21 protein-coding genes and 1 pseudogene are annotated in these 23,687 nt (G+C 38.4%); 12 read left to right on the top strand and 10 right to left on the bottom strand.

The features are described 5' to 3' along the window. Nucleotides 1-28: 28 nt before the first annotated feature. From dnaK to AC1PJP_RS08425, 4 genes and pseudogenes are all read left to right on the top strand, one after another. Nucleotides 29-1,969 (top strand): molecular chaperone DnaK, encoded by a 1,941-nt coding sequence (dnaK, locus tag AC1PJP_RS08440; protein ID WP_004795542.1) that lies wholly within the window; start codon nucleotides 29-31, stop codon nucleotides 1,967-1,969. A gap of 331 nt (nucleotides 1,970-2,300) precedes the next feature. After that, nucleotides 2,301-3,218, top strand: coding sequence for a matrixin family metalloprotease (locus tag AC1PJP_RS08435; protein ID WP_479766810.1), 918 nt, complete (start codon nucleotides 2,301-2,303; stop codon nucleotides 3,216-3,218). Between the two features lie 112 nt (nucleotides 3,219-3,330). Then, a pseudogene (locus AC1PJP_RS08430) lies at nucleotides 3,331-4,311 on the top strand (M57 family metalloprotease). Between the two features lie 101 nt (nucleotides 4,312-4,412). Further along, nucleotides 4,413-4,787: a hypothetical protein gene (locus AC1PJP_RS08425; RefSeq protein ID WP_003656007.1), complete on the top strand. Its 375-nt coding sequence runs from the start codon at nucleotides 4,413-4,415 to the stop codon at nucleotides 4,785-4,787. 61 nt (nucleotides 4,788-4,848) lie between these two features. On the opposite strand, the gene AC1PJP_RS08420 is transcribed toward AC1PJP_RS08425, so the two are convergent. From AC1PJP_RS08420 to AC1PJP_RS08405, 4 genes are all read right to left on the bottom strand, one after another. Beyond that, nucleotides 4,849-6,141 (bottom strand): lytic murein transglycosylase, encoded by a 1,293-nt coding sequence (locus tag AC1PJP_RS08420; RefSeq protein WP_479766809.1) that lies wholly within the window; start codon nucleotides 6,139-6,141, stop codon nucleotides 4,849-4,851. A 702-nt stretch (nucleotides 6,142-6,843) separates the two neighbouring features. Beyond that, the gene (locus AC1PJP_RS08415) at nucleotides 6,844-7,965 is read right to left on the bottom strand and encodes a 5-(carboxyamino)imidazole ribonucleotide synthase (RefSeq protein WP_032005992.1); all 1,122 of its coding nucleotides are present in this window, start codon (nucleotides 7,963-7,965) and stop codon (nucleotides 6,844-6,846) included. Between the two features lie 9 nt (nucleotides 7,966-7,974). Continuing rightward, on the bottom strand, nucleotides 7,975-8,490 hold the full coding sequence (purE, locus tag AC1PJP_RS08410) for a 5-(carboxyamino)imidazole ribonucleotide mutase (protein WP_002115451.1): 516 nt from the start codon (nucleotides 8,488-8,490) through the stop codon (nucleotides 7,975-7,977). Nucleotides 8,491-8,776: 286 nt separating this feature from the next. Beyond that, nucleotides 8,777-9,139, bottom strand: a complete 363-nt coding sequence (locus tag AC1PJP_RS08405; RefSeq protein WP_014207671.1) for a DMT family protein — start codon at nucleotides 9,137-9,139, stop codon at nucleotides 8,777-8,779. 240 nt (nucleotides 9,140-9,379) lie between these two features. Here AC1PJP_RS08405 and mpl point away from each other — a divergent pair, with 240 nt between their 5' ends. Next, complete coding sequence (gene mpl / locus AC1PJP_RS08400) at nucleotides 9,380-10,753, top strand: UDP-N-acetylmuramate:L-alanyl-gamma-D-glutamyl-meso-diaminopimelate ligase (RefSeq protein WP_323739817.1); 1,374 nt, start codon at nucleotides 9,380-9,382, stop codon at nucleotides 10,751-10,753. A gap of 70 nt (nucleotides 10,754-10,823) precedes the next feature. Here the strand turns inward: mpl and AC1PJP_RS08395 are convergent, their stop codons facing one another. After that, a complete protein-coding gene (locus AC1PJP_RS08395; protein ID WP_282496476.1) occupies nucleotides 10,824-12,074 on the bottom strand; it encodes a low temperature requirement protein A in 1,251 nt (416 codons plus the stop codon). A 135-nt stretch (nucleotides 12,075-12,209) separates the two neighbouring features. On the opposite strand from AC1PJP_RS08395, the gene AC1PJP_RS08390 reads away from it, so the two are divergent. The 6 genes from AC1PJP_RS08390 to AC1PJP_RS08365 all read left to right on the top strand — a co-directional run bounded on the left by AC1PJP_RS08390 (nucleotide 12,210) and on the right by AC1PJP_RS08365 (nucleotide 17,983). After that, nucleotides 12,210-12,806, top strand: coding sequence for a phosphatase PAP2 family protein (locus tag AC1PJP_RS08390; protein WP_005308403.1), 597 nt, complete (start codon nucleotides 12,210-12,212; stop codon nucleotides 12,804-12,806). 320 nt (nucleotides 12,807-13,126) lie between these two features. Beyond that, nucleotides 13,127-14,083, top strand: coding sequence for a TerC family protein (locus tag AC1PJP_RS08385; protein ID WP_479766808.1), 957 nt, complete (start codon nucleotides 13,127-13,129; stop codon nucleotides 14,081-14,083). Nucleotides 14,084-14,380: 297 nt separating this feature from the next. Further along, nucleotides 14,381-15,436, top strand: a complete 1,056-nt coding sequence (locus AC1PJP_RS08380) for an aromatic ring-hydroxylating oxygenase subunit alpha (RefSeq protein ID WP_151989444.1) — start codon at nucleotides 14,381-14,383, stop codon at nucleotides 15,434-15,436. 56 nt (nucleotides 15,437-15,492) lie between these two features. After that, nucleotides 15,493-16,815 carry a guanine deaminase gene (gene guaD / locus AC1PJP_RS08375; RefSeq protein ID WP_151989445.1) on the top strand — a complete coding sequence of 441 codons (1,323 nt, stop codon included), beginning with the start codon at nucleotides 15,493-15,495 and terminating at the stop codon, nucleotides 16,813-16,815. A 216-nt stretch (nucleotides 16,816-17,031) separates the two neighbouring features. Next, nucleotides 17,032-17,559: a hypoxanthine phosphoribosyltransferase gene (hpt, locus tag AC1PJP_RS08370; protein WP_004795560.1), complete on the top strand. Its 528-nt coding sequence runs from the start codon at nucleotides 17,032-17,034 to the stop codon at nucleotides 17,557-17,559. A gap of 172 nt (nucleotides 17,560-17,731) precedes the next feature. Then, nucleotides 17,732-17,983: a GlsB/YeaQ/YmgE family stress response membrane protein gene (locus tag AC1PJP_RS08365; protein WP_000269732.1), complete on the top strand. Its 252-nt coding sequence runs from the start codon at nucleotides 17,732-17,734 to the stop codon at nucleotides 17,981-17,983. Nucleotides 17,984-18,033: 50 nt separating this feature from the next. On the opposite strand, the gene AC1PJP_RS08360 is transcribed toward AC1PJP_RS08365, so the two are convergent. Beyond that, nucleotides 18,034-18,732: a DsbC family protein gene (locus AC1PJP_RS08360; RefSeq protein WP_479766807.1), complete on the bottom strand. Its 699-nt coding sequence runs from the start codon at nucleotides 18,730-18,732 to the stop codon at nucleotides 18,034-18,036. 95 nt (nucleotides 18,733-18,827) lie between these two features. Continuing rightward, nucleotides 18,828-19,793, bottom strand: coding sequence for a CDF family Co(II)/Ni(II) efflux transporter DmeF (dmeF, locus tag AC1PJP_RS08355; protein WP_479766806.1), 966 nt, complete (start codon nucleotides 19,791-19,793; stop codon nucleotides 18,828-18,830). Between the two features lie 42 nt (nucleotides 19,794-19,835). Between dmeF and AC1PJP_RS08350 the strand changes: the two genes are divergently transcribed. Continuing rightward, a complete protein-coding gene (locus AC1PJP_RS08350) occupies nucleotides 19,836-20,099 on the top strand; it encodes a metal/formaldehyde-sensitive transcriptional repressor (protein ID WP_004795563.1) in 264 nt (87 codons plus the stop codon). A 49-nt stretch (nucleotides 20,100-20,148) separates the two neighbouring features. Here the strand turns inward: AC1PJP_RS08350 and mnmE are convergent, their stop codons facing one another. The 3 genes from mnmE to yidD form a co-directional block, all read right to left on the bottom strand. Further along, nucleotides 20,149-21,504, bottom strand: a complete 1,356-nt coding sequence (gene mnmE, locus AC1PJP_RS08345) for a tRNA uridine-5-carboxymethylaminomethyl(34) synthesis GTPase MnmE (RefSeq protein ID WP_049838387.1) — start codon at nucleotides 21,502-21,504, stop codon at nucleotides 20,149-20,151. A 90-nt stretch (nucleotides 21,505-21,594) separates the two neighbouring features. After that, nucleotides 21,595-23,355, bottom strand: a complete 1,761-nt coding sequence (yidC, locus tag AC1PJP_RS08340) for a membrane protein insertase YidC (RefSeq protein ID WP_004795565.1) — start codon at nucleotides 23,353-23,355, stop codon at nucleotides 21,595-21,597. A 5-nt stretch (nucleotides 23,356-23,360) separates the two neighbouring features. Beyond that, complete coding sequence (gene yidD, locus AC1PJP_RS08335) at nucleotides 23,361-23,681, bottom strand: membrane protein insertion efficiency factor YidD (RefSeq protein WP_003656027.1); 321 nt, start codon at nucleotides 23,679-23,681, stop codon at nucleotides 23,361-23,363. Nucleotides 23,682-23,687 lie beyond the last annotated feature (6 nt).

The raw sequence follows: 23,687 nt of genomic DNA, 5'->3' as shown, positions 1-23,687 counted from the left end.
GCAAAAGAATTTTTGAGGAAAACGTCACATGGCAAAAATTATTGGTATTGACTTAGGTACTACCAACTCATGCGTTGCTGTACTTGAAGGCGATAAAGTAAAAGTAATCGAAAACGCTGAAGGCGCACGTACAACTCCATCGATCATCGCTTATAAAGATGGCGAGATCTTAGTAGGTCAAAGTGCTAAGCGTCAGGCAGTAACTAACCCGAAAAATACATTATTCGCTATTAAGCGTTTAATTGGTCGTCGTTATGAAGACCAAGCGGTACAAAAAGATATCGGTCTTGTACCTTACAAAATCATCAAAGCTGACAATGGTGATGCTTGGGTTGAAGTAAACGACAAAAAATTAGCACCTCAACAGATCTCTGCTGAAATCTTGAAAAAGATGAAAAAAACTGCAGAAGACTATTTAGGTGAAACAGTTACAGAAGCAGTTATTACCGTTCCTGCTTACTTTAACGATGCTCAACGTCAAGCAACTAAAGATGCTGGTAAAATCGCTGGCTTAGACGTTAAACGTATCATTAACGAACCAACTGCTGCTGCACTTGCGTTCGGTATGGACAAAAAAGAAGGCGATCGTAAAGTTGCAGTTTACGACTTAGGTGGTGGTACTTTTGACGTATCAATCATTGAAATCGCAGACCTTGATGGTGACCAACAAATCGAAGTGTTATCAACAAACGGTGATACTTTCCTTGGTGGTGAAGACTTTGATAACGCATTGATTGAATTCTTGGTTGAAGAATTTAAGAAAGAACAAAGTGTGAACTTGAAAAATGATCCACTTGCGTTACAACGTTTGAAAGAAGCTGCTGAAAAAGCAAAAATTGAGCTTTCTTCATCAAATGCAACTGAAATTAACCTTCCATATATCACTGCCGATGCAACTGGTCCTAAACACTTAGTGATCAATGTAACACGTGCAAAACTTGAAGGTTTAGTTGCTGATTTAGTTGCTCGTACAATTGAGCCTTGCCGTATCGCGCTTAAAGATGCTGGTCTTTCGACTTCTGACATCTCTGACGTAATCTTGGTTGGTGGTCAGTCTCGTATGCCACTTGTACAACAAAAAGTACAAGAATTCTTTGGTAAAGAGCCACGTAAAGACGTGAACCCTGACGAAGCAGTTGCAATCGGTGCTGCGATTCAAGGTGCAGTATTGTCTGGTGACAAAACTGACGTTCTTTTATTAGACGTAACACCATTAACTTTAGGTATTGAAACAATGGGTGGTGTATTAACACCAATCATTGAGAAAAACACGACGATTCCTGCGAAGAAATCACAAGTGTTCTCTACTGCTGCTGACAACCAGCCTGCTGTAGATATTTCTGTTTACCAAGGTGAACGTAAGATGGCTCAACAAAACAAATTGTTGGGTAACTTCCAATTAGGTGACATTCCGCCTGCTCCACGCGGTGTGCCACAAATTGAAGTATCTTTCGACATCAATGCTGATGGTATCTTGAAAGTATCTGCTAAAGATAAGAGCACTGGTAAAGAGCAATCGATCCAGATTAAAGCAAACTCAGGTTTGTCTGATGCTGAAATCGAAGCAATGATTAAAGATGCAGAAGCGAATGCTGAAGAAGATCGTAAGTTTGAAGAACTTGCAAAAGCTCGTAACGAAGCTGATGCATTAATTTCAAGCTCGAACAAAGCAGTTAAAGATCTTGGTGACAAAGTTACTGAAGATGAAAAAACAGCTGTAAGCACTGCCGTTTCTGAACTTGAAGCAGCAACAAAAGAAAATGATGTTGAAGATATCAAAGCTAAAACTGAAGCTTTACAAAACATCTTGATGCCTATCACTCAACGTGCTTATGAACAAGCGCAACAAGCTGGTGGCGCAGAAGGCTTTGATCCAAATGCATTCCAAGGTGGCGATGCTGGTCAACAAAAAGCTGATGATGGCGTTGTAGATGCTGAGTTCACTGAAGTTAAAGATGACAAAAAATAATTTGTTTCTTTAATAAAAAAACCGCGCTTAGGCGCGGTTTTTTATTATTTACAAAAAATAACAATGTGTTTTTTCATATATTTTTAAATTATTTAATGTCAAAAAGGTCAACTATAAAAACTAATGTATTCATTATAAAAAAGATTTTCTAAACTAAAATCCATTGTTACTTATTACATTAATTATTCCATTATTGCCAAGTCTAAAAACATCTTTTTAAATTTTTCTACCAAGATCACAAAGCTCGCCCACTCTCCTGTACTTTTTATCATTTTGACGAATTAAATTAAGTAGCTAACAATAAGATTTTATTTATATTTTTTATTTTGCCATGAAAACATTTCTATGGTGGGGATTGAGCTTATATTTATGCATAGGCTTTCAAACGACAAGCTTTGCTCAAAATAATCTAGCAATGGGTTCCTCTAATCAACCTTTAAAGTATCGAATTGCTTTTATTGATCCACGATTTCAATTAACTCGTGAAAAATTTATTGAGGTTAGCCAACAAGCTGCTGAAATCTGGCACAAAGAGACTGGAAAAACCTATTTTATCTATGATTCAGAAGCTCAGTTGGCAATTAACTTAATTTATGATGATCATCAACTCATGAAAAGCGAGCAACAGGAAAATTTGAATGCACTTTTGCAAAAGCAGGAAGTATGGCGCCTTAAAAATGAAGAAATTATTTTAAATAAACAAGAGATTAATCAGCTATCGTCTGATTTAAACAAAAGAAAGATCAATCTGAAAGCTGAGTTTGAGCAATATCAACAAGACGTAATACGCTTTAACCAAGGAGAACATCAATACTATCGTGCTGATGAGCTAAAAGAGCAGCAAAATCAACTCCAACAAAAATCTGGAAATCTACAAAACGAATCAAATAGTTTAAATTATAAAATTCAACTACTTAATCTAAAAATTAGGGAGCTCAATCAAGAGCAAAATGATTTAAGCTCTCTAAAAACACGATTCAAACTTGAACAAAAAGCCAGTATTCAACCCTTCCATAAAGGCTTATTCAGCCAAAACCAAATTCAAATTTACGGTTACGCTTCTTTAAATGATTTACGTTTAACCCTTGCTCATGAGTTTGGCCATGCATTAGGACTAAAACATACTACTGATCCTAAATCATTAATGTATCCACGATTAAAAGAGCAAGATATCCATAATTTCAAATTAACAGATTCAGATTTAGAGTTATTAGGCTCAATTTATAGTTCAATTAAGGAAAATCATTAAAGTTAAATAATTAAAAAAACTAAATAAAACCAAACTAAATGAATTTTTTCTAAAAAATAATTTGGCATTTGGTAAAAAAATAACGAGACTAAAGTCTCATTTATTTATTTGAATCGTACGTTTTTTGATTGATTTTTCACTTTATATTCTTATAATACGTTTTTTTTAAAATCTCCCCCCTTCAATTATGCGTTTAACATCTTTGTTATTAGGCGTAGCCTTTGCTTTTTCTAATTTTCAGGCTAATGCTAATCTTGCTACTCCAGCTCACACTCAAATTCAGCAAAAAGCAGGTCAACATTTGACTTACAAAATTGCTGATATTGATCCACGTTTTGGTTTAAGCCAAGACCAATTAATTCAAATTAGCCAACAAGCTGCGGACATTTGGAAGCAAGGTACTGGACAGGATTATTTTACTTATGATCCAAATGCAAAGTTAGAAATTCGTTTAGTTTACGATAATAGCCAGAGTCGTTCTGAACAGCGTCAAAAAATTGCTGCTCAGTTTCAGCAAGAACAGCAACGTGTAATTGATGAACAGCAACAAATTAAGCAATTGAAACAAACTCTTGGCCAAACTCAATCTGACCTTGAAAATAAGAAGCAGATTTTGAATGGCAAATTGAAAAATCTTGACGAGCAAATGATGCAGCTTAACCAAGGCAAATTAGCACCTGAATACAGTGCTAAATCTTTGGCTAAAACTCAGAAAGATTTGCAAAAACAAACTGTTGCTTTAAAGAAAGAAATTGCTGCATATAATGAGCAAGCTAAAGATTTAAATGTCAAAGTTACTCACTTTAATCAGATTAACAATGAGTTCAACAATTCATTGACCCAATTTAAGCAAAATGCCCAAGCTGATGTCTTTAAAAAAGGTATCTATAATGGCAAGCAAATTGTGATTTATGAGTTTAAGTCTATTGATGATTTACGTTTAACAATTGCTCATGAGTTAGGACATGCGCTTGGTTTAAAACATAGCGATCAACCAAATGCATTAATGTACTCAGTACGTAAAGATGGTGATAGAAAAGTCACTGGTCTTACAGATGCTGATCGTGATCTATTAAGTGCTTTACCTCAATAATTAAGGACTTCATATAAAATGATGTATCTATTTCTAGGTAGATACATCGAAATTCATATCAAAGTCATGTTATTGTGGTCATAAGAGCTAACTAAAATAGAATGGAGATCAAGATGAGTTACTATCATATCCTGATTGAAGTAAATGATCATATCAGCACAATTGAACAAACACGTGATATTGAACTGTTTGATATTATTGAAATTAAACCATACCTCCATTCTATTCTAATTCCCTTTTTCAATGAGCATGAAATCGAGCTTGAAGATGAAAATATCGAATATAAAGATATTCTACATCTTGAAGTGAAACAGACTCTGTTACCGATTGAACATTTAATTGAAGAAGAACAAAAACAATTACCAAGTGATACAGATGTTACGATCACTGCGTATGAAATCTTTAATGATCGAGATTTAAGCCAAGATGTCACTTCAGTTATTTTTGATATTTTGGAAGCGGTAAAATTAGATTAGCAATCTAATACAAGTACTTATAAAAAAGGTCTGCATGTGCAGACCTTTTTATTATTTCAGTTTATTGCATCATTTTTTGGGCTTGTTCTTGGCGAAATGCGCGTAAGATTTGTTGCCCTGCCCGTCCTGTTGGATTTAAACCTAAACGAGTTTGCTCCTGACGAATAGCTACACGGGTTTTATCCCCAATAAGACCATCAACTGCACCAATATCGTAGCCGCGATTAATCAAAAACTGTTGAATTTCACGACGTTCCGCGCGTGAAGTTCCTGGATCATCAGTTGGCCAAGATGTTGCAAAAGGACGAGCGCCTTTTAAACGATCAGATAGATGGGCAATTGCCAGACCATAACTTTCCGCTGCGTTATAACTATAGATAGCATCAAAGTTCTTAAATACTAAAAATACTGGACCATTTACACCTGCTGGTGCCATTAAACCTGCTGAAGTACTGCCAGATAAAGCCCCTTGAACAAGTGGAGAGCCGTCAATTCGAGTTACACCTCGTGCACTCCAGCTACTTAATGCTTTCTTTGAGCGTCGCCCTTCTCCATCAATTGACATGCCTTGAGGAACTTTTACTTCAAAACCCCATGGCATTCCTGTTTGCCATCCAGCTTTATTCAAGAAATTAGCCGTTGATGCTAATGCATCTGCAGTACTTGATACCAAATCGCGACGACCATCTCCATCAAAATCAACAGCTAAACGTTCATAGGTCGATGGCATAAATTGCGTATGTCCAAATGCCCCAGCCCATGAACCTTTCAGTTGATCTTCGGTTAAGTCACCACGCTGCAAAATACGCATGGTGGCAAAAAATTCAGTACGGAAATAACTTTGTCGGCGACCTTCACAACTTAAAGTTCCGAGCGCTTGTAATAAAGGATATTTTCCAGAAATATCACCAAAATTACTTTCTACACCCCACACTGCCACAATTGTTTCTGGTGGCACGCCGTAGGTTTGAGAAGCTCGATTTAAAACATCGCGATATTGCGCCAGTTTTTGTTTTCCAAGCTCAACACGCTCTTCGTCGACTAAGCCAGAAAGATAATCCCAAATTGGTGTCGAAAATTCTGGTTGATAGTTTAATTTATCAATAACTGAATAATCTGGAGTTAAGTTTTGAGTATAACGGTCATAAGTTGTTCCCGAGACTCCCGCAGCAACTGCTTGAGAACGTAAATTTGCCAAACAACTTTGGAAATTATTATTAGGCATATAATCTTCGCTAGTTACTACTGGAACAGTAGCATTGCTAGATATTGTAGAACCATTAATTACGAGCTCTGCTTGAGCCTGAGTCATTGCTAAAAATACAGAGCCAACAATACAAGAAAAACGTCGCATATTATCCCAGTTTCAATTTTTGAATTTAAATTTTTAAGTACCATACCATTATGAGTCTAAAATTTCAGAGAGAAAACGTAAATTTGAATTCATAATCTCTTCTTTAAATTCATTTTCAGTGTTTTAAATTCAAATTTCCCACTTTATTTTAAATTTAAAACTTCCCCGATGTGCATCACCAGTTTTGAATTCAAAACAATAGCGCATAGTTTAAATTCAAAAGCCTTACTTTAAATTTAAACTATAACGCAGGCGTTTCTGTGGATAAACTTATCCACAATCAAGCAAAAACAGCACTATTTATTGATTCCATTCTATATTTCATTATTCTTGATGACACGAAAAATCCAATCACCCAAACAATCTATATTTTTAAATTCAAAAATCGCGCAATAATTTAAATTCAAACTTACCGCATTATTTTAAATTTAAAACACTTAAACAAACACCATTAATTTTTGAATTCAAAAACCATGAGATCTATCGTCAGCTACAAATCAAACGCTCTTGTGGATAACTAAATTTAAATTCAAAACAATTAAGCTTCACTTTTTAAATTTAAAAATATCATCAATATTTAAATTCAAAAATTTCTACAAAAAGTTATCCACAAACAAGAAATTACTCAGGATTTATTATTTTTTAAATTTAAAAGATAAAAAAAGCGATCCGAAGATCGCTTTTTAGAGAATTAGAAATGCTTTAGAGCGTCATATCTGCTGTTAAAGCGAGTGGTTCTGGCAAAATTTCTGCTAATTGACGGCATAAATTCGTCAATTCATTACTATCCACAGGCATTAAAGTGATATGGCCTAACTTACGGCCAGCACGTTCAGACTTATTATAAAGATGTAGATGAGCACCATTTAAGGCAAGTACATCTTCAGTTTTAGGATGCTGACCAATAATATTGATCATAACCGTTGGGCGAACAACTTCTGTTGAACCCAATGGTAGACCTGCAACAGCTCGAATGTGGTTTTCAAACTGAGAACAAACAGCGCCTTCAATCGACCAGTGACCTGAGTTATGCACTCGCGGTGCCATCTCATTTGCACATAAGCCTTGTTCTGTCACAAATAGCTCTAGAGTTAACACACCTACATAGTTGAGATGATTCAACAAACGAGTAATGTAGTCTTGAGCCACAGGTTGCAAAGCTTCGCTATTCGGTGCTGGAACAATTGAATGCGATAAAATGCCATTATGATGGTGATTTTCAGCCAGTGGCCAAGTTTTTACTTCACCATTTTGGCCGCGCACCGCAATAATTGAAACTTCACGAGAGAATTTAACAAAGCTTTCGGCAACTAAACTTTTTGCAGGACCAAGTTCAGCCCACGCCGTATCAATCTGGTCTTCTGAACGAAGTACAAACTGACCTTTACCGTCATATCCACCAGTTGCAGTCTTAAGCACAATCGGTAAACCAAGCTCAGCAACAGCCTTTTTCAAGCTTTCTAGACTATCTACAGCACGATACGGCGCAACAGGAATAGTAAGCTCATCAAACAGTGCTTTTTCTGACAAACGATTTTGCGCAGTTGCTAAAGCAACACGGGGAGGGTGCAATGCTTTGGTTTGTGTTAAAACATCTACATCTTCAACGGGCGTATTTTCAAACTCAAGACTAAAAACATCAGCACTTTCAATAAACTGCTTTAAGCCTTGCTCATCTTGGCTAGAAAAGACTTGGCCTAAAACACCTGCTGGACAATCTGTATTTGCTTCAAAAAAAGTACACTGAATATTTAATGGTAACGCCGCTTGAGCCATCATTCGACCCAGTTGCCCACCACCAAAAATACCGATAGTTTTATCCATCTCAGCCTCTTAAACCTGACCCGGAATATTTTTGCTTGCAACTTTATCAGTTTGCGCAGCGCGGAAATCAGCAACATTTTTTGCGATTTCAGGACGAGTTAAACCTAAGATTTGTGCCGCCATAATTGCAGCATTCGTCGCACCTGCTGGACCAATCGCTAAAGTACCTACTGCGATACCAGCTGGCATTTGTACGATTGAAAGCAAAGAATCTACGCCATTTAAAATTGATGATTTCACTGGCACACCCAAAACTGGTAAATCAGTTTTTGCGGCACACATTCCAGGTAAATGCGCTGCACCACCTGCACCAGCAATAATCACTTGAATGCCGCGATCACGCGCAGTTTCTGCGTATTCAAATAAACGGTCTGGAGTACGATGAGCAGATACCACTTCCGCTTCAAATGGGACACCAAGCTGTTTAAGCATATTGGCTGTGTTTTCGAGAGTTGCCCAATCAGATTGAGAACCCATAATAATTCCAACGAGAGGTTGAGCGTCTTGTGCTGCGGCCGCATTCATTGCTAATGTTCCAGAGACAAAAGTAAAAGAAGATAAATCTCGACGAGAGCCAAGTTTTAAATGGTTCGGAAGCCCATTATTATAGACTGATTTTTCATCTCACGAAAATTTAACTGACCAGCTCTGCGAATATTTTTAATATCATCAAAAAATGTCATGGTTTAACAATGACACATTCTCAAATTTTATTAATATTATTTAAACATCCTGCAAGATAAACAGGCATTTGGAAGAGCAATAGCTTATTGCAAAGTAGAATAAATCATTCAATGCAAGCCATTGCAGCTTACTGGCTTCTAAATACGAAGTAGACACAGCCAAATAAACATACCATCGCCCACAAATAATCCAGTTTAAATGGTTGTTTAAACAAGAAAAGCATAAACGGTACAAACACAATCAGTGTGACCACTTCCTGCGTAATTTTCATTTCACCAAGTAACCAGCCTTGCGCACTCAGCATACGAGTTGCTGGAATCATAAAACTATATTCAAGTAGGGCTATAATCCAACCAAATAAAATCGCTTGCCAAAGTGGAGCATGATGCAAAAATTTAAGATGCCCATACCATGCAAGTGTCATAAAGCAGTTAGAAATAATTAATAGCGTAAAAGCTAAAACCGTTGGGCTCAAAGGCACATCCTTCATCTTTACGATGATTTAAGTATTTTAAAGATACAAAACATTATAAAAGATAAAACTGTAATTCAGCTTAAATCGAAAAAATAAAGATGCGCTTTTGTTAGGGCCTCAAACACATAGAACAACAACGATTTTTGACTATCTTTTCGAGTTTAGCCTTGCTATCGTTGCTGGCAAATTTATCAATAATGCACACACAGTCATTCATACGAATATTGTGTACAAAAGCAGTGGAGAAGGCGAGCAATGCATCTGCATATCTTGGGTATTTGTGGCACTTTTATGGGCTCTTTAGCACTTTTAGCTCGTGATTTAGGACATAAGGTAACCGGTTCCGATTCAAACGTTTACCCACCAATGTCTACCCAGTTAGAAAACGCAGGCATTACCCTCATGCAAGGCTACGATCGTAGTCATTTACAGCCTCACCCAGATTTAGTCATTGTCGGAAATGCAATGAAACGTGGTATTGATGCCGTGGAATATATGCTGAACGAAGGCCTGCCATATATTTCTGGTCCTCAGTTCCTTGCCGATCACGTTTTACAAGGTAAACATGTGCTTGGTGTAGCAGGAACTCATGGTAAAACCACGACTACCACCATGCTGGCTTGGGTACTTGATCAGGCTGGTTTAAATCCAGGCTTTTTAATTGGTGGTGTTCCACTTGGTTTTAGTGAAAGCGCTCGTTTAGGTGGTGGAAAATACTTCTGCGTTGAAGCTGACGAATATGACTCTGCTTTCTTTGATAAACGTTCTAAGTTTGTTCATTATCATCCAAAAACGGCGATTTTAAATAACCTTGAATTTGACCATGCTGATATTTTTGATGACCTAGCAGCAATTCAAAAGCAATTCCATCATCTTGTTCGTACCATTCCAAGTGAAGGTCGTATTATTGCGCCAATTACTGAAACTCATATTGATGAAGTGCTTGAAATGGGTTGCTGGACACCAGTGATTCGCACAAGTTTAGAAGCGAATGAAAAAGCTGCTTTATCTGCTGAATTAATCTCAATTGATGGCAGCCATTTTAAAGTACTCGAAAATGGCAATGCCGTTGGTGAAGTTAAATGGACCATGACCGGGCAACATAGCGTAGCGAATGCTTTGGCAACCATTGCAGCCGCTCAACATGTAGGCGTTACACTTGAACAAGCTTGTGAAGCTTTGTCTAACTTTGGCGGCGTAAAACGTCGTATGGAGTTACTCGGTACGGTGAATGGTATTGAGGTTTATGATGACTTCGCTCACCATCCAACAGCAATTGACACCACTTTAGATGGTGCACGTAAACGCTTAGGTGAACGCCGTTTATGGGCCATTATTGAACCACGTTCAAATACAATGCGTATGGGCAGTCATAAAGATGGCTTGGCACATTCAGCACGCTTAGCAGACGATGTCATCTGGTACCAGCCAGAAGGTTTAGATTGGGATTTACAACCCGTGATTGCAGCTGCTTCTAACCATGCTCAAGTGAGCCGCTCTCTTGATGAAATTATTGAGCGTATTGTCAATGAAGCAGGTGAGGGCGATGCCGTTGTGATTATGTCTAACGGTGGCTTTGGTGGCTTACATCAAAAACTCATGAGCGCATTAAAAGCAAAAGCTGCTTAACTTCCGCTTTAGATGATTCAATAAAAAAACGGGTTTCAAATTGAAACCCGTTTTTTTATATCAATTGTTTTTAAACTTTTTCTGGCTCTATATTGGCCATAAATTTATTAGAAACCATCAAACGTAAACTATAGACAATACCCATCGCAAAAACGCTATATCCCACGTTATTACAAATAAATGGAATACATAAAATAATGAGCGCGGTAATCGGGTAAAACCATTTCGTGATTCCAGATAAACATTGGAACTCGTAAAGTATCCAAATACAGGTGGTATAGAGCACCACACTCACTGCAACCACTATTCCCATATATAAATCAGAAATATGTGCGTGATGGGTTGTGACATCCACTGCGGCAGCAAGCGCTGCACCCACCGCAGCAATACTGACAAAAACAAAATAATGGCCGTATCCCCAAACAAATGGGCGTACACCTTTAACATGATGATGTTGTTCACTACGATCAAAATAAGCCCACCACATTGCGAACATCAACATCAATCCACCGATCATTAAGAAAACGGCTGGGATATTCATTGACTGAGCGGCTAAGGCATCACGTATGGCATTAAAACTACCGACGATTGATTCACCCAGAACAATAATCGTGAGTAACGCATAGCGTTCTACAATGTGATGAGGATGCCACGGCGTTGGTGAATATTTTTCTGCATAGATAGGAATAAATAACTCCATCGCAACCAGAAATAAAAATAAAGGAACTGAAAGTATGTGCGCAAAATTAGCAACGAGCCAACCCACCTGAACCAAGACAATACCGATCGCATAGCGGTAAGCGGTAATTCGCCGCTCTGGATCATGTTTTGCTGCACGTAACCACTGGGTAACCAGTGCCATGCGCATAATCACATAACCAATAATGATGATGTCAAAATCCTGACTACGAAATACATCAGGAATACCGGCGGCCATCACCAATGACCCCACAATCTGTACAAAGGTAAGGCATCGATACAATGCATCATCGTTATCGTAGGCTGAAGCAAACCACGAAAAATTCATCCATGCCCACCACAGCGCAAAAAATACCATCAGGTAGCTTGGTAATGCATGCCAGAGGTGATTTTCAATAATCGCGTGATGTAACTGCTGACCTGCTGTTGCAATCGCGACTACAAAAATTAAATCGAACAATAATTCGAGTGGAGTTGCTGCTCTATGCGGCTGTTTTGGATCTCTTGGAGATAAAGGCCTCAAACTTAATTTTTTCTGTTTTTCTTGAGTAGTCATAAAATAACGTTCTCGAATAAAGTGCCAACACGTTAACACTTTAATATTAACGCCCAGAACACGCATTAAAAAATATCTAGACCTGCTGTTTAATCTTTACTCACAAACAAACTATATTTCATTTTTGTGACAATTCTTTATCAAGACAATAGGCTTAATTCTTTATCATAGCCCACGTTTTTGTTCTTGTTTGGAATATGAATGTCTTTAGAAACACTCAACCTTAGCTTATTCCATGTGATTAATGGGGCTCAGGATGCGAGTCAATTTATCATTCGTCTTGCTATCTTTTTTGCTAATGATCTCCTCTATATTCTTTTATTCATCCTTACATTTTTATGGTTCTATGGTGATCAAGATTTAAAAAATAGAGTCATTAAATCTGTCTTTTTAACCTGCATATCCCTTTTAGTAGGTTACGTTATTTCTCTGTTTTATCATCACGCAAGACCGTTTGTCATGGGTGTTGGCACCACGTTTATTGAGCATGCGCCAACAGCATCTTTTCCAAGTAATCATATGCTGATTTTCAGTACCATTGCTCTGTCTTATTTGTTTGCTCAGCGCAAAATGATTGGAATCATTCTTTTATTCTTATCATTTGTGGTGGCATGGTCACGTATTTATTTAGGTGTGCATTTCCCGTTAGACATGTTGGGGGCTTTTATTGTTGCGCTACTGGTCAATACGGCAGGTTATTACTTCTGGAATGCTTACGGTACAAGTTTGACCGCATTCTTTATTCACCTTTACCAAATTATATGCAAACCGCTTTTAGACCGCGGTTTGATTAAATAATCCGTAGATCTTTTTTTATATTAAAACCACGAGATTAAGTTCAGTTGCGTAATATATAAAAATCTGCCATTCTATGTGAAATTGGATATGTTTTATCCAAAACAGAATTTAGTTTGACAAGGGGAGTAGCCTCCTCCAAACATAACAGCAATGTTATGTGTCAGATATCGTCAATACACTTTTATTAAAAAGTCGGTATCTGAGCATCGTGAAATTCATGATGTAGGCAAGACCTTGATCATGTTGATACAGATGTTTTAATTCATCTGGCAACTGGTCGAGGTTTTTTTATGCCCAATTGCCGGATGTGAGGAGGATTTATGGAAACAATCGGCAATCTATGGCTGTACATAGCATTCTTTGGCATTGTTATTGTCATGCTTTTAGTGGACTTTTTAGGCTTTAAGCAAAAGCAAGGTCAGGATGTCTCAATTAAGCAAGCTGCTTACTGGAGTGGGGCTTGGGTAAGCGTCGCGGTCTTATTTGGTGGTGGTTTATGGCTATATCTACAGCAAACGGCTGGTGTGACCTTAGCAAATCAAAAAACCATGGAATACTTCGCAGGTTACTTACTTGAAAAGTCCCTCGCAATTGATAACGTTTTCGTCTGGTTAATGATTTTTGCGGCATTTGCTATTCCAGCTGCACTACAACGTAAAATTTTACTATACGGCGTATTAGGCGCAATCGTATTACGTACTCTGTTTATCTTTATTGGCGCATGGTTTGTTCAAGAGTTTTCATGGGTGCTTTATATCTTTGGTGCATTCTTGGTATATACAGGCTTCAAATTCTTAAAGGGCCAAGAAGAAGAAACCAATATTGAAGATATCAAAGCTCTAAAATGGTTACGTAAGCACATGCGTATTACGCCACAGCTTGAAGGTGACAAATTCTTTGTACGTCAAAATGGTTTATTGTGGGCAACGCCGTTATTTCTAGTTTTGATTTTGGTTGAAGCTTCAGACGTGATTTTCGCGGTAGACTCTATTCCTGCTATTTTCGCGGTAACCAGCGATCCGTTTATTGTTTTAACAGCAAACTTAATGGCAATTTTAGGTTTACGCGCAATGTTCTTCTTACTCGCTGGCGCTGCTTCTAAACTGCATTACTTACAATATGGTTTAGGCATCATCTTATTGTTCATTGGCGCGAAAATGTTGTTGCTTGATGTATTCCACATGCCAATCTGGATCTCCTTAAGCTTTATCGTAATAGTGTTGGCAATTACCGCTTATCTCTCTTTACGACACAACAAAAAGCAATTGCAGTCTTAATTCATCCTATAAAGGGATCTACATAAAAAAGCACTTTAAAAGTGCTTTTTTATTGGGTCTTGCTTGCGATCAATCAGTGCATTTTAAGTATATAACGAATAATAAAATTTCCTTTTCAAAGCTAAATTAGAACAAAAATTCAAAAATACAATTTAATAAGTCTATATATTTTAATAACTTTACTCTTATTTTCCTCATTAAAAATCAATATTGGCAAGCTCTTTGCATTTCCTAAAAAGAAAAAAGCCTAGATTTTAAGGGCTCGCGAGAGCCCTGATTTTTTTAAGGAGTGATGCCATGAATGCGATTCCAACTTTAACGCCCCTTGCAATGCCGTGTAACAGCAGTTTTGAAGCAAAAGATTGGGAAATTTTATCTACTCACTGGTATCCGGTTGCCCGTATTCAAGATGTCTCTACTGCACCACAAAGAGTGACGTTATTAGATGTGAATATGGCCCTATATAAGACAGAAAGTGGCGAAATTCACTTAGTTCGAGACATTTGCCCACATCGTGGTGTGCCTTTAACCAAAGGGTGGGTAGATGGTGAAGAAATTGTGTGTCCCTATCATGGTCTACGCTATAACACCGAAGGGAAATGTACCCAAATACCAGCTCAACCTGAGTTAACCAAAATTTCTGATCGTTTTTCTCTAACCAAATTTCCAGTTGTTGAACAATATGGCCTGATTTGGACCAGTATTCACAGTCGGGATGTTACTCAAGCCAATATTCCAGTATTAGATACTTGGGAGCATGCCGAACATCAATCAATTTTACCGCCTTTTGTCGATATTGGCGGTTCTAGCGGACGTCAACTCGAAGGATTTATTGATGTCGCACATTTTGCATGGGTACATCACAATGCCTTTGCGGATCGAGAGAACCCTGTTGTACCCAAATATCATACTGAACGCACCAGCTACGGCCTAAAAACAGTCTATATCAGCAATGTCAGTAACTATCCACACGAACTAAAACATCTCGAACCAGTAGGCTTTTTGTGGAAGCGTACCTTTGATGTCTATCCACCTTTTTCAGCAGTACTTACGGTCGATTTTCCAGAAGGTGGGGTTTTAAAAATTTTAAATGTCTGTTGTCCTGTTTCAAGCAATAAGACCCGTTTATTTGTTCCACTCACCCGTAACTTTGACCAAACTGGCGATTTAGAAAAGGTATATGCATTTAATGCGCAAATTTTTGCTGAAGACCAGGACATGGTCGAATCACAAAAGCCAGAAGACCTTCCGCTTGATTTAATGATGGAAGCACATTTTGAAGCAGACCGTTCATCAACGACTTATCGACGGATTTTGGCAGAATGGGGACTAAGTAAACGTTATACCGTTTAAATCTTGGCTAAGTGGGGTACAATCAATCGAAAAAAGTGAAAATATAAAGGCTTTCCATGTCATTGATCGCAAATACCACCGTTGTGCGTGGTCGTTTTTTAGATATTCAACAAACTGTCTCTGAGCCAACTGATATTCCAAATCAAGTGCGTTATTTAGAAGATGGCGTATTGATTAGTGAACATGGAAAAATCAAATGGTTTGGTGCATGGGAAGAAGCTCAACAGCATCTTCCTACTGGAGTTGAGGTTCAACATTACCCTGAACAATTGATTGTACCTGGCTTTATTGATACCCATATTCATTTTCCGCAAACCGAAATGGTGGGAGCTTACGGTGAACAACTTTTAAGCTGGCTCAATACCTATACTTTTCCAACTGAAATCCAATTTCAAGACAAAGCATATGCAAATGAAATTGCCCAGTTCTTTGTTCACGAACTCTTAAAACACGGTACAACCACGGCCCTCGTTTTCTGTACGGTTCATCCTGAGTCTGTTGATGCCTTATTTGAAGCCGCAGAACGCGTTCAGATGCGTTTAATCGCTGGTAAGGTACTCATGGACCGCAATGCCCCTGAAGCGCTTTGTGATACCCCAGAAACGGCTTACAGTGACACTAAGGCACTCATTGAAAAATGGCATGGCAAGGGTCGTGCTCTGTATGCGATTACACCACGTTTCGCACCAACCTCTACACCTGAACAATTAGAAAGAGCAGGGCAGTTAAAACAAGAATTTCCAGATGTTTATGTACATACCCATTTAAGCGAAAACAAAGATGAAATTGCTTGGGTGAAATCTTTATTTCCAGAACAAGCGGGCTATTTAGATGTTTATCAACATTATGGCCTAACTGGTAAACGTTCTGTTTTTGCTCATTGTGTTCACTTAGAAGATGAAGAATGGCAATGTATGCATGATACGCAGTCGGCTATCGCATTTTGTCCAACGTCGAACCTGTTCTTAGGTAGTGGTTTATTCCCATTGAAAAAAACTTGGGAAAAACAAGTGAAAGTAGGTTTAGGGACAGATATCGGTGCTGGTACATCGTTTAGTTTGCTTCAAACTGTTAACGAGGCTTATAAGGTTCAACAGTTACAAGGCGATAAACTTTCAGCTTATGAAGCGCTCTATCACGCGACGTTAGGCGGAGCAAAAGCGCTTGATTTGCAGGACAAGTTAGGCAATTTCAACATCGGTAAAGAAGCAGACTTTGTGGTACTCAACCTTAAGCCAACTGCACTACAGCAACTTCGCCAGTCTAAATCTAAATCTGTTGAAGATTCGTTGTTTGCATTATTCACTTTAGGTGATGACCGTAATATTGAGGCGACTTATATTTATGGAAACCGTGCTTATCAAAAAGAAACAGCCTAATAAAAATCGGGCCGTTAAGTTTTTGTTATTATTTGGAATATGTGTTCTTGTATTAAAGCGGGATCGACATATTGCTCAAAATGATAAAACTTCAGAGTCATCAAAGGGTGCATGAAACATCATTTTGCTTTAAAATTTTACCATTAACTCAGATTTTAGAGGTGTTGCAGGTCAACACCTTTTTTATTTTTCTTTTATATCTTGTAGGAATCTGACATGACTGTTGCAATGAGCATCATGATTTCAACCGAAGAAATTCAAGCAAAAGTCAAAGAGCTCGGCGAGCAAATTAACGCTCACTATGCAAATAGCGACAAAGAGTTAGTCCTGATTGGGCTACTGCGTGGTTCTGTTATTTTCATGGCAGACTTGTGCCGAACGATTACCAAACCGCATGAACTCGACTTTATGACAGTGTCTAGCTACGGCGGCGGTACGACTTCAAGTCGAGATGTTAAAATCTTAAAAGATCTTGATGGTGAAATTCGCGGTAAAGATGTACTGGTCGTTGAAGATATTATCGACTCAGGTAATACCTTAAGCAAAGTTATGGAAATGCTGCAAACTCGCGAACCAAATTCGATTCAATTGTGTACGTTAGTGAGTAAACCATCTCGCCGTGAAATTGATCTCGAAGTGAAATTCTTAGGTTTTGAAGTTGAAGACAAGTTTATTGTGGGTTATGGATTAGACTACGATCAAAAATATCGCCACTTACCATTTATTGGCGAAATTGGTTTATAAATTTCAAAAAAATAGCACCGCGAGGTGCTATTTTTTTATATAAAACTTTAGCTTCGAACAAAAAAGACACAAAAAGTCGCAATCTGCTACAGACAAAATAGATGACTCTGCCGCACGATAGAATATGAAGCAAAATCATTAACTTCATCAAAAAAACAACTGGAGAACAAATATGTGGTCACTCATTGTCGCTATTGTAGTTGGTTTCTTTGCTGGCTTAATCGCTCGTGCCTTACATCCAGGGGATGATAAAGCAGGTTTCATCGTAACTACCCTAATTGGTATTGCAGGTTCACTTCTCGCCACTTATGGTGGACGTTTACTTGGCCTTTATGGAGAAAATTCAGCTGCGGGCTTTATCGCATCTGTAATTGGTGCAGTTATTATTCTCTTTATTTACAATTTAATTGCACGAAAAAGTTAATGACTTTTAGGCAATAAAAAAGCACCTGATGGTGCTTTTTTTAATTCATTTTATAGACCTAATTCTTTCCAAACGGCTTGAATTTCTTCAGCAGATCGAGCGCCTACCAGTTTAAATCCATTTGCAAAAATTAAGGTAGGAGTACCATTAAAACCTAGTTTCTTTCCAAGCTCTAAGTTACGGTCAATTGGATTAGCACAGCTTGCCACTGTTGGTTTAACACCTTGTTGAATCAGTTTTTTCCATGAATAGGATTGATTTGGTGCACACCACACCTGTCTAGAAACAACAATCGACTGGGGTTTTAGAGGATAAATGAACGTGTAAATAGTCACATCTTTCAGCTTATCGAGTTCAGGTTCAAGCTGCTTGCAATAAGGGCAGTTTGGATCAGAAAATACGGCTAAAACATGCTGTCCATTACCTTTAACCGTTTTAATCGCATCTTTTAAAGGGAGTTGTTTCCAATCAATTGAATTCTGTCCTAACACCAGATCTTTGGTTAAGTTTTTCTGGTCTTTTAAACGAATCATAGAGCCTACAAACATATGTTGCCCATCTTCGCCAACATAAATGATTTGCTGATCGAGATTAGCGCTATATAGCCCAGGCATTTCGGTTTTCTGAATATTGCTAATTTTCAAATTAGGATATTGTTTTTTAATATTTTCCCTAACAGTATCTACATTAGCGAAACACACACTTGCAGTTAAGCTAAATAACGCCAATATTCCTAATTTTTTAAGCATAAAACCGACTCATAGGTAGGAGAGGAGATCATTTTAATCAGTTCAGCTTTCAAAAACAGAACTGATTACCGAGTTATAACCAAACTGCCACTCATTTATGCCAATGTTTCACGTGGAACATAAGCATATTTTAGAATATTAATTTCTACCGATATATGCACAATTTCATCATGAATTGATAAAGCCTGACGAATCTGATCTGCGGTTAAAGAAATATCATCAGTTTCGAGTGCTAAAATACAAGAAAACTTACCTTTTGCGACTTTCCAGACATGAATATCCGTAATTTCAATGTGTTTAGGAAATTCAGCAATCACTTCACGAATTTCTTCAACCACAGGATGGTCCATTTCTGCATCTAAAAGGGTTTTTCCTGTCTCTTTCATTAACCCAAGAGACCATTTTGCAACCAAAATAGCACCTAAAATCCCTAAAAGCGCATCTAAAAAATCCCAACCGAAATATTTACCCGCACAAAGCGCAATAATTGCAAAAACGGAGGTCACAGCATCTGCAACTACATGTAAAAATGCAGCTTTTTGGTTTAAATCGTGATGATGCCCTTCATGATGGTGATGGTGATGGTGATGGTGCCCATCATCGTGAAGTAACCATGCGCAAATCAAATTAATGACCAAACCTAAAATTGCAATAGGAATAGCTTCATTATAAAAAATCTCAACTGGATTAAATAAGCGTTGTATCGACTGAAAAGCCATAAAAATGGCAACAACCATCAGCAAAATCGCACTGCTATAACCCGCTAAAATCTCGATTTTCCAAGTTCCAAAACTAAACCTACGATCTTTGGAATAATGACGAGCTGCACGATAAGCAAAATAGGCTAAACCGAGTGCCAACATATGTGAACTCATATGCCAACCATCAGCCAGAAGCGCCATTGAATTGAAAAACCATCCACCGAATATTTCTAACACCATCATAGATGCCGTTAAAATCGTTGCAATCAAAATACGTTTTTGTGCAAGTGGATTTCCTTCATCAAACTGATGTTGATGATGACGTGATACACTATAATCCTGCATAAAATTTAAACCCAATATACTCCCTACCAGTATATTGAATTATACAAGAGAACACAGATGAGTCACATTGGTCAGGATAAAAAAATAGTTAATCGCGTAAAACGACTAAAAGGGCAAATTAATAGTATTGAGCATGCCGTTGAACAGCCTGATATTTCATGCATAGAAATACTGCAACAAGTTGCTGCAATTAAAGGTGCGATAAACGGTTTAATGAGTGAATTAATGGAACAACACTTACATCACCATGTGCTCAAAGAAGCACAAGTTGATCAGAATGAGTTAGATGAGTTTTTAAAGGTTCTAAAAAGATACGGCTAACGAGGTAACTGAATGACACAGCCATGTGCATCATTCAGAGTTTTTTTAATTATTTTCCAATACAAAACGAACCAAAGATTTTGCCTAATAGATCATCGGCGCTAAAGTCACCAGTAATTTCACCTAAAGCATTTTGAGCAAGGCGTAATGATTCAGCAACCAGTTCACCTGCGTTAAACACAACAAGTTGCTCATGTGCTTCTGAAAGATAGAGCTGTGTGCGCTTCATTGCGTCTAAATGACGTGTTCTCGCAATAAAGGTGTCTTCCTCAGGGTGAAAGCCTGCATGCGCTGTAATCGCATCTACGAGGCCTTGTACGCCCATCTCTTGTTTTGCAGAAACGGTTATATGACGGAACCCTTGAAAATCGTTTATTTCCGCTAACTGGCCAGTTAAATCGCATTTATTACCAATTAACATTAGGCGACGAGGTTCAATGTGTTCAGCAAAATATTCTTGGGCAAGTTTTAATGGATCATCGCCTTGATTTAAATCATAAACCAGCAATAACAAATCAGCTTGTTCAATTTCTTTAATTGCTCTGCGAATCCCTTCTTTTTCAACAATGTCACCTGTTTCACGTAGGCCAGCTGTGTCTGTTAAGGTGATTGGTAGGCCATTTAAGCTAATTTTTTCATGTAAAACATCGCGAGTTGTACCAGCAATATCGGTCACAATTGCGCGTTCAACGCCAGCTAGTGCGTTTAACAAGCTCGACTTACCTGCATTTGGTTTACCCGCAATAACGACTTGCAAGCCTTCACGTAGTAATTGACCTTGTCGTGCAGATGTTTGAACGGCATGTACTGACTGCTGAACATCTTCAAGTAAAGCTAAAATCTTACCATCTGCTAAGAAATCGATTTCTTCTTCAGGAAAATCAATTGCAGCTTCAACATGTAAGCGTAAATGAATCAGTTTTTCTAAAACGGTATTAATTTTTGTTGAAAAAGCGCCTTGTAAAGAACGAACGGCAGAACGTGCTGCAGCTTGTGAAGTTGCATCAATCAAGTCGGCAATTGCTTCTGCTTGTACCAAGTCCATCTTGCCATTTTCAAAAGCGCGCATGGAGAATTCACCAGCTTTTGCAGCAATTGCACCCAGCTCAAATAGACGTCCCAGCAAGGCATTTTGGATGACTGGACCACCGTGACCTTGTAGCTCTACAACATCTTCACCTGTAAACGAGTGGGGATTGGGAAAGCATAGAACAATCCCTTCATCCATAATGCTGCCATCAGCATCATAAAACTTACGAAAACCTGCCATACGTGCTTCAGGCAAGTTTTTCTGTGTCAGGTTTTGAGCAATCTCATAAGCTTTAGGTCCCGATAGGCGAATCACGCCCACACCACCACGCCCTGGTGGCGTTGCAATTGCGGCAATCGTGGTTTGACTTTGCATATTATTCACCTAAAAACCTAAAATCCAGCCAAAGAAAAATCCGCCTAAGATTACCATCTTAAGCGGATTTATTCAGCAAAAGTTCAACGATTAAGAAGCTGATTCAGTCTTATTTATACGACTTTTTTCAACGCTCTTATTAATAAACGACTGCTGTAAAATGGTAATACTGTTGTTCACAATCCAGTACAGCACGAGACCTGCTGGGAAGAACAACATAAATACCGTGAACATAATCGGCATAATGCGGAACACTTTTGCCTGCATAGGATCAGCGGGTTGCGGGTTCAACATTTGCTGTGCAAACATGGTAGCACCCATGATTAACGGCAAGATGAACCAAGGATCCATTGCTGACAAGTCTTGAATCCAGCCTAACCACGGTGCGTGACGTAATTCCACACTTTCCATGAGTACCCAGTACAAAGCAAGGAAAATTGGCATTTGTAGCAACAACGGTAAACAACCTGAAAGTGGATTCACTTGTTCACGTTTGTATAAAGCCATCATTTCTTGCGAGAAGCGCATACGGTCTTCACCGAATTCTTCTTTCATGCGTTGCATTTCTGGTGCAATCACACGCATTTTCGCCATAGAACGATAACTTTTTGAAGATAAAGGCCATAAAATCATCTTCACCATCACGGTAAGTAAGATGATTGACCATCCCCAGTTGCCCACAATGCTATGGAAGAATTGAAGACCTAAGAACAATAACTTGGCAATCGGCCATAACCAGCCATAATCGACAGTCTGATTCAAGCCAACCGCTAAATCTTTTAATTCAGATTGTACTTTCGGACCTGAATAAAGTTTTGCGTCCACTTCCATTGAAGTGCCTGCCGGAACATTAATCACTGGTGAGGTAAAACCAATGATATTCATATGATCAGCAGATTGACGAGATTCAAGTTTAGCTACATAAGGCTGACCATTTGCTTGAGTCAGTTTAAGATTCCCAGGAATCCAAGCACTTACAAAATAATGCTGAACAATCGCAACCCATCCACCTTTCGCTTCAGTATTTACTTTTTCTTCTGAGAAATTAGCAAACTTAAGCTTGTTGTAGTGTGAATCAGGTGTTCCCCAAGCTCCACCTAAGAAAGTTCCTAGAGTGAAAATACCTTGAGAAGATTTACCAGGATCATCAGAGTTATCACGCTTTAATTGTCCAAACATCTGACCTTGCCAGCTTTGTTGGCTACGGTTAATCACTTGATGTCTTACAACAATTGGATATTGCCCTTGGGTAAAGGTGAAAGTTTTAATAATTTCAACGCCTTCAGGTGTTTTAAATACCATCGGAACGTTTAAAACTTTTTCAGATTGACCCTTTTGATCCTGTACACCCTTAGCATCAGCCAAAGTATATGATGTTTTTTCAACCGCATATAATGGACGACCACCACGACTGCTATCTGGTCCATTCAAACCAATTAAGCCAGATTGAGCAACATATGTACGCTTGGCATCATTTTCAAGCATAACAAATGGCTGATCGCTGTCTTTGCTTTTGTCGTGTGAGAGTAATTCAATACGAACAATATCACCACCTTTTGGATTGATCCAAATATGGTAAAGGTCAGTTTGTACTGAAATAAGCTGTTGATTCACAGGTGCAGTTGCATCTGTGGTTTGTGACTGCGCAATATTTGCTTGTGGCACATCGGAAGCCACTGTTGCATTTTTAGCATTTGGCAAATCAGCAGATACTTCATGTGAACTTACAGCCGCCGCTTGTTTTTGCGGTGCAGTTGCAGCATTTCCATAATCTTTTTGCCAAGCCAAAATGAGCAAATATGCGGTGACAAACATGGCCCCGAGAATTGCAAACCTGGCCCATTGTTGCATATCTATTACCCCAAATGGTTAGAGAGATTTTGCTTCAGTAAACGATCACGAAAGGGTACAGCAACATGATGCGTTTGAGAATCTATTTGATGAAACGAAATAAAACGAATTGCTTTTGGCGGTACCGGATCATATCCAGATCCGCCCCAGGGATGACAACGACAAATTCGTTTAGAAGATAACCAAACGCCTTTGATTGCACCATGAGTTTGCAATGCTTCTATCGCATATTGGGAACAGGTCGGGATATAACGACAACGGGGTCCAAGAAGCGGACTAATCGCAATTTGATACAGTCGAATCAACCAACGTAGAAAACGAACCATTGGCTA

The sequence above is a fragment of the Acinetobacter sp. V116_7 genome (genome assembly GCF_056735735.1).
This window is presented reverse-complemented; position numbering and strand designations above follow the sequence as displayed.

Coding starts and splice junctions, on each gene's coding strand:
- yidC (WP_004795565.1), bottom strand. CDS start 23,355: ATGCAACAATGGGCCAGGTTTGCAATTCTCGGGGCCATGTTTGTCACC.
- hpt (WP_004795560.1), top strand. CDS start 17,032: ATGACTGTTGCAATGAGCATCATGATTTCAACCGAAGAAATTCAAGCA.
- AC1PJP_RS08390 (WP_005308403.1), top strand. CDS start 12,210: ATGTCTTTAGAAACACTCAACCTTAGCTTATTCCATGTGATTAATGGG.
- AC1PJP_RS08350 (WP_004795563.1), top strand. CDS start 19,836: ATGAGTCACATTGGTCAGGATAAAAAAATAGTTAATCGCGTAAAACGA.
- AC1PJP_RS08360 (WP_479766807.1), bottom strand. CDS start 18,732: ATGCTTAAAAAATTAGGAATATTGGCGTTATTTAGCTTAACTGCAAGT.
- AC1PJP_RS08365 (WP_000269732.1), top strand. CDS start 17,732: ATGTGGTCACTCATTGTCGCTATTGTAGTTGGTTTCTTTGCTGGCTTA.
- AC1PJP_RS08425 (WP_003656007.1), top strand. CDS start 4,413: ATGGAGATCAAGATGAGTTACTATCATATCCTGATTGAAGTAAATGAT.
- AC1PJP_RS08435 (WP_479766810.1), top strand. CDS start 2,301: ATGAAAACATTTCTATGGTGGGGATTGAGCTTATATTTATGCATAGGC.
- guaD (WP_151989445.1), top strand. CDS start 15,493: ATGTCATTGATCGCAAATACCACCGTTGTGCGTGGTCGTTTTTTAGAT.
- dnaK (WP_004795542.1), top strand. CDS start 29: ATGGCAAAAATTATTGGTATTGACTTAGGTACTACCAACTCATGCGTT.
- AC1PJP_RS08380 (WP_151989444.1), top strand. CDS start 14,381: ATGAATGCGATTCCAACTTTAACGCCCCTTGCAATGCCGTGTAACAGC.
- AC1PJP_RS08395 (WP_282496476.1), bottom strand. CDS start 12,074: ATGCGTGTTCTGGGCGTTAATATTAAAGTGTTAACGTGTTGGCACTTT.
- AC1PJP_RS08405 (WP_014207671.1), bottom strand. CDS start 9,139: ATGAAGGATGTGCCTTTGAGCCCAACGGTTTTAGCTTTTACGCTATTA.
- mpl (WP_323739817.1), top strand. CDS start 9,380: ATGCATCTGCATATCTTGGGTATTTGTGGCACTTTTATGGGCTCTTTA.
- yidD (WP_003656027.1), bottom strand. CDS start 23,681: ATGGTTCGTTTTCTACGTTGGTTGATTCGACTGTATCAAATTGCGATT.
- mnmE (WP_049838387.1), bottom strand. CDS start 21,504: ATGCAAAGTCAAACCACGATTGCCGCAATTGCAACGCCACCAGGGCGT.
- AC1PJP_RS08420 (WP_479766809.1), bottom strand. CDS start 6,141: ATGCGACGTTTTTCTTGTATTGTTGGCTCTGTATTTTTAGCAATGACT.
- purE (WP_002115451.1), bottom strand. CDS start 8,490: ATGAATGCGGCCGCAGCACAAGACGCTCAACCTCTCGTTGGAATTATT.
- AC1PJP_RS08385 (WP_479766808.1), top strand. CDS start 13,127: ATGGAAACAATCGGCAATCTATGGCTGTACATAGCATTCTTTGGCATT.
- AC1PJP_RS08415 (WP_032005992.1), bottom strand. CDS start 7,965: ATGGATAAAACTATCGGTATTTTTGGTGGTGGGCAACTGGGTCGAATG.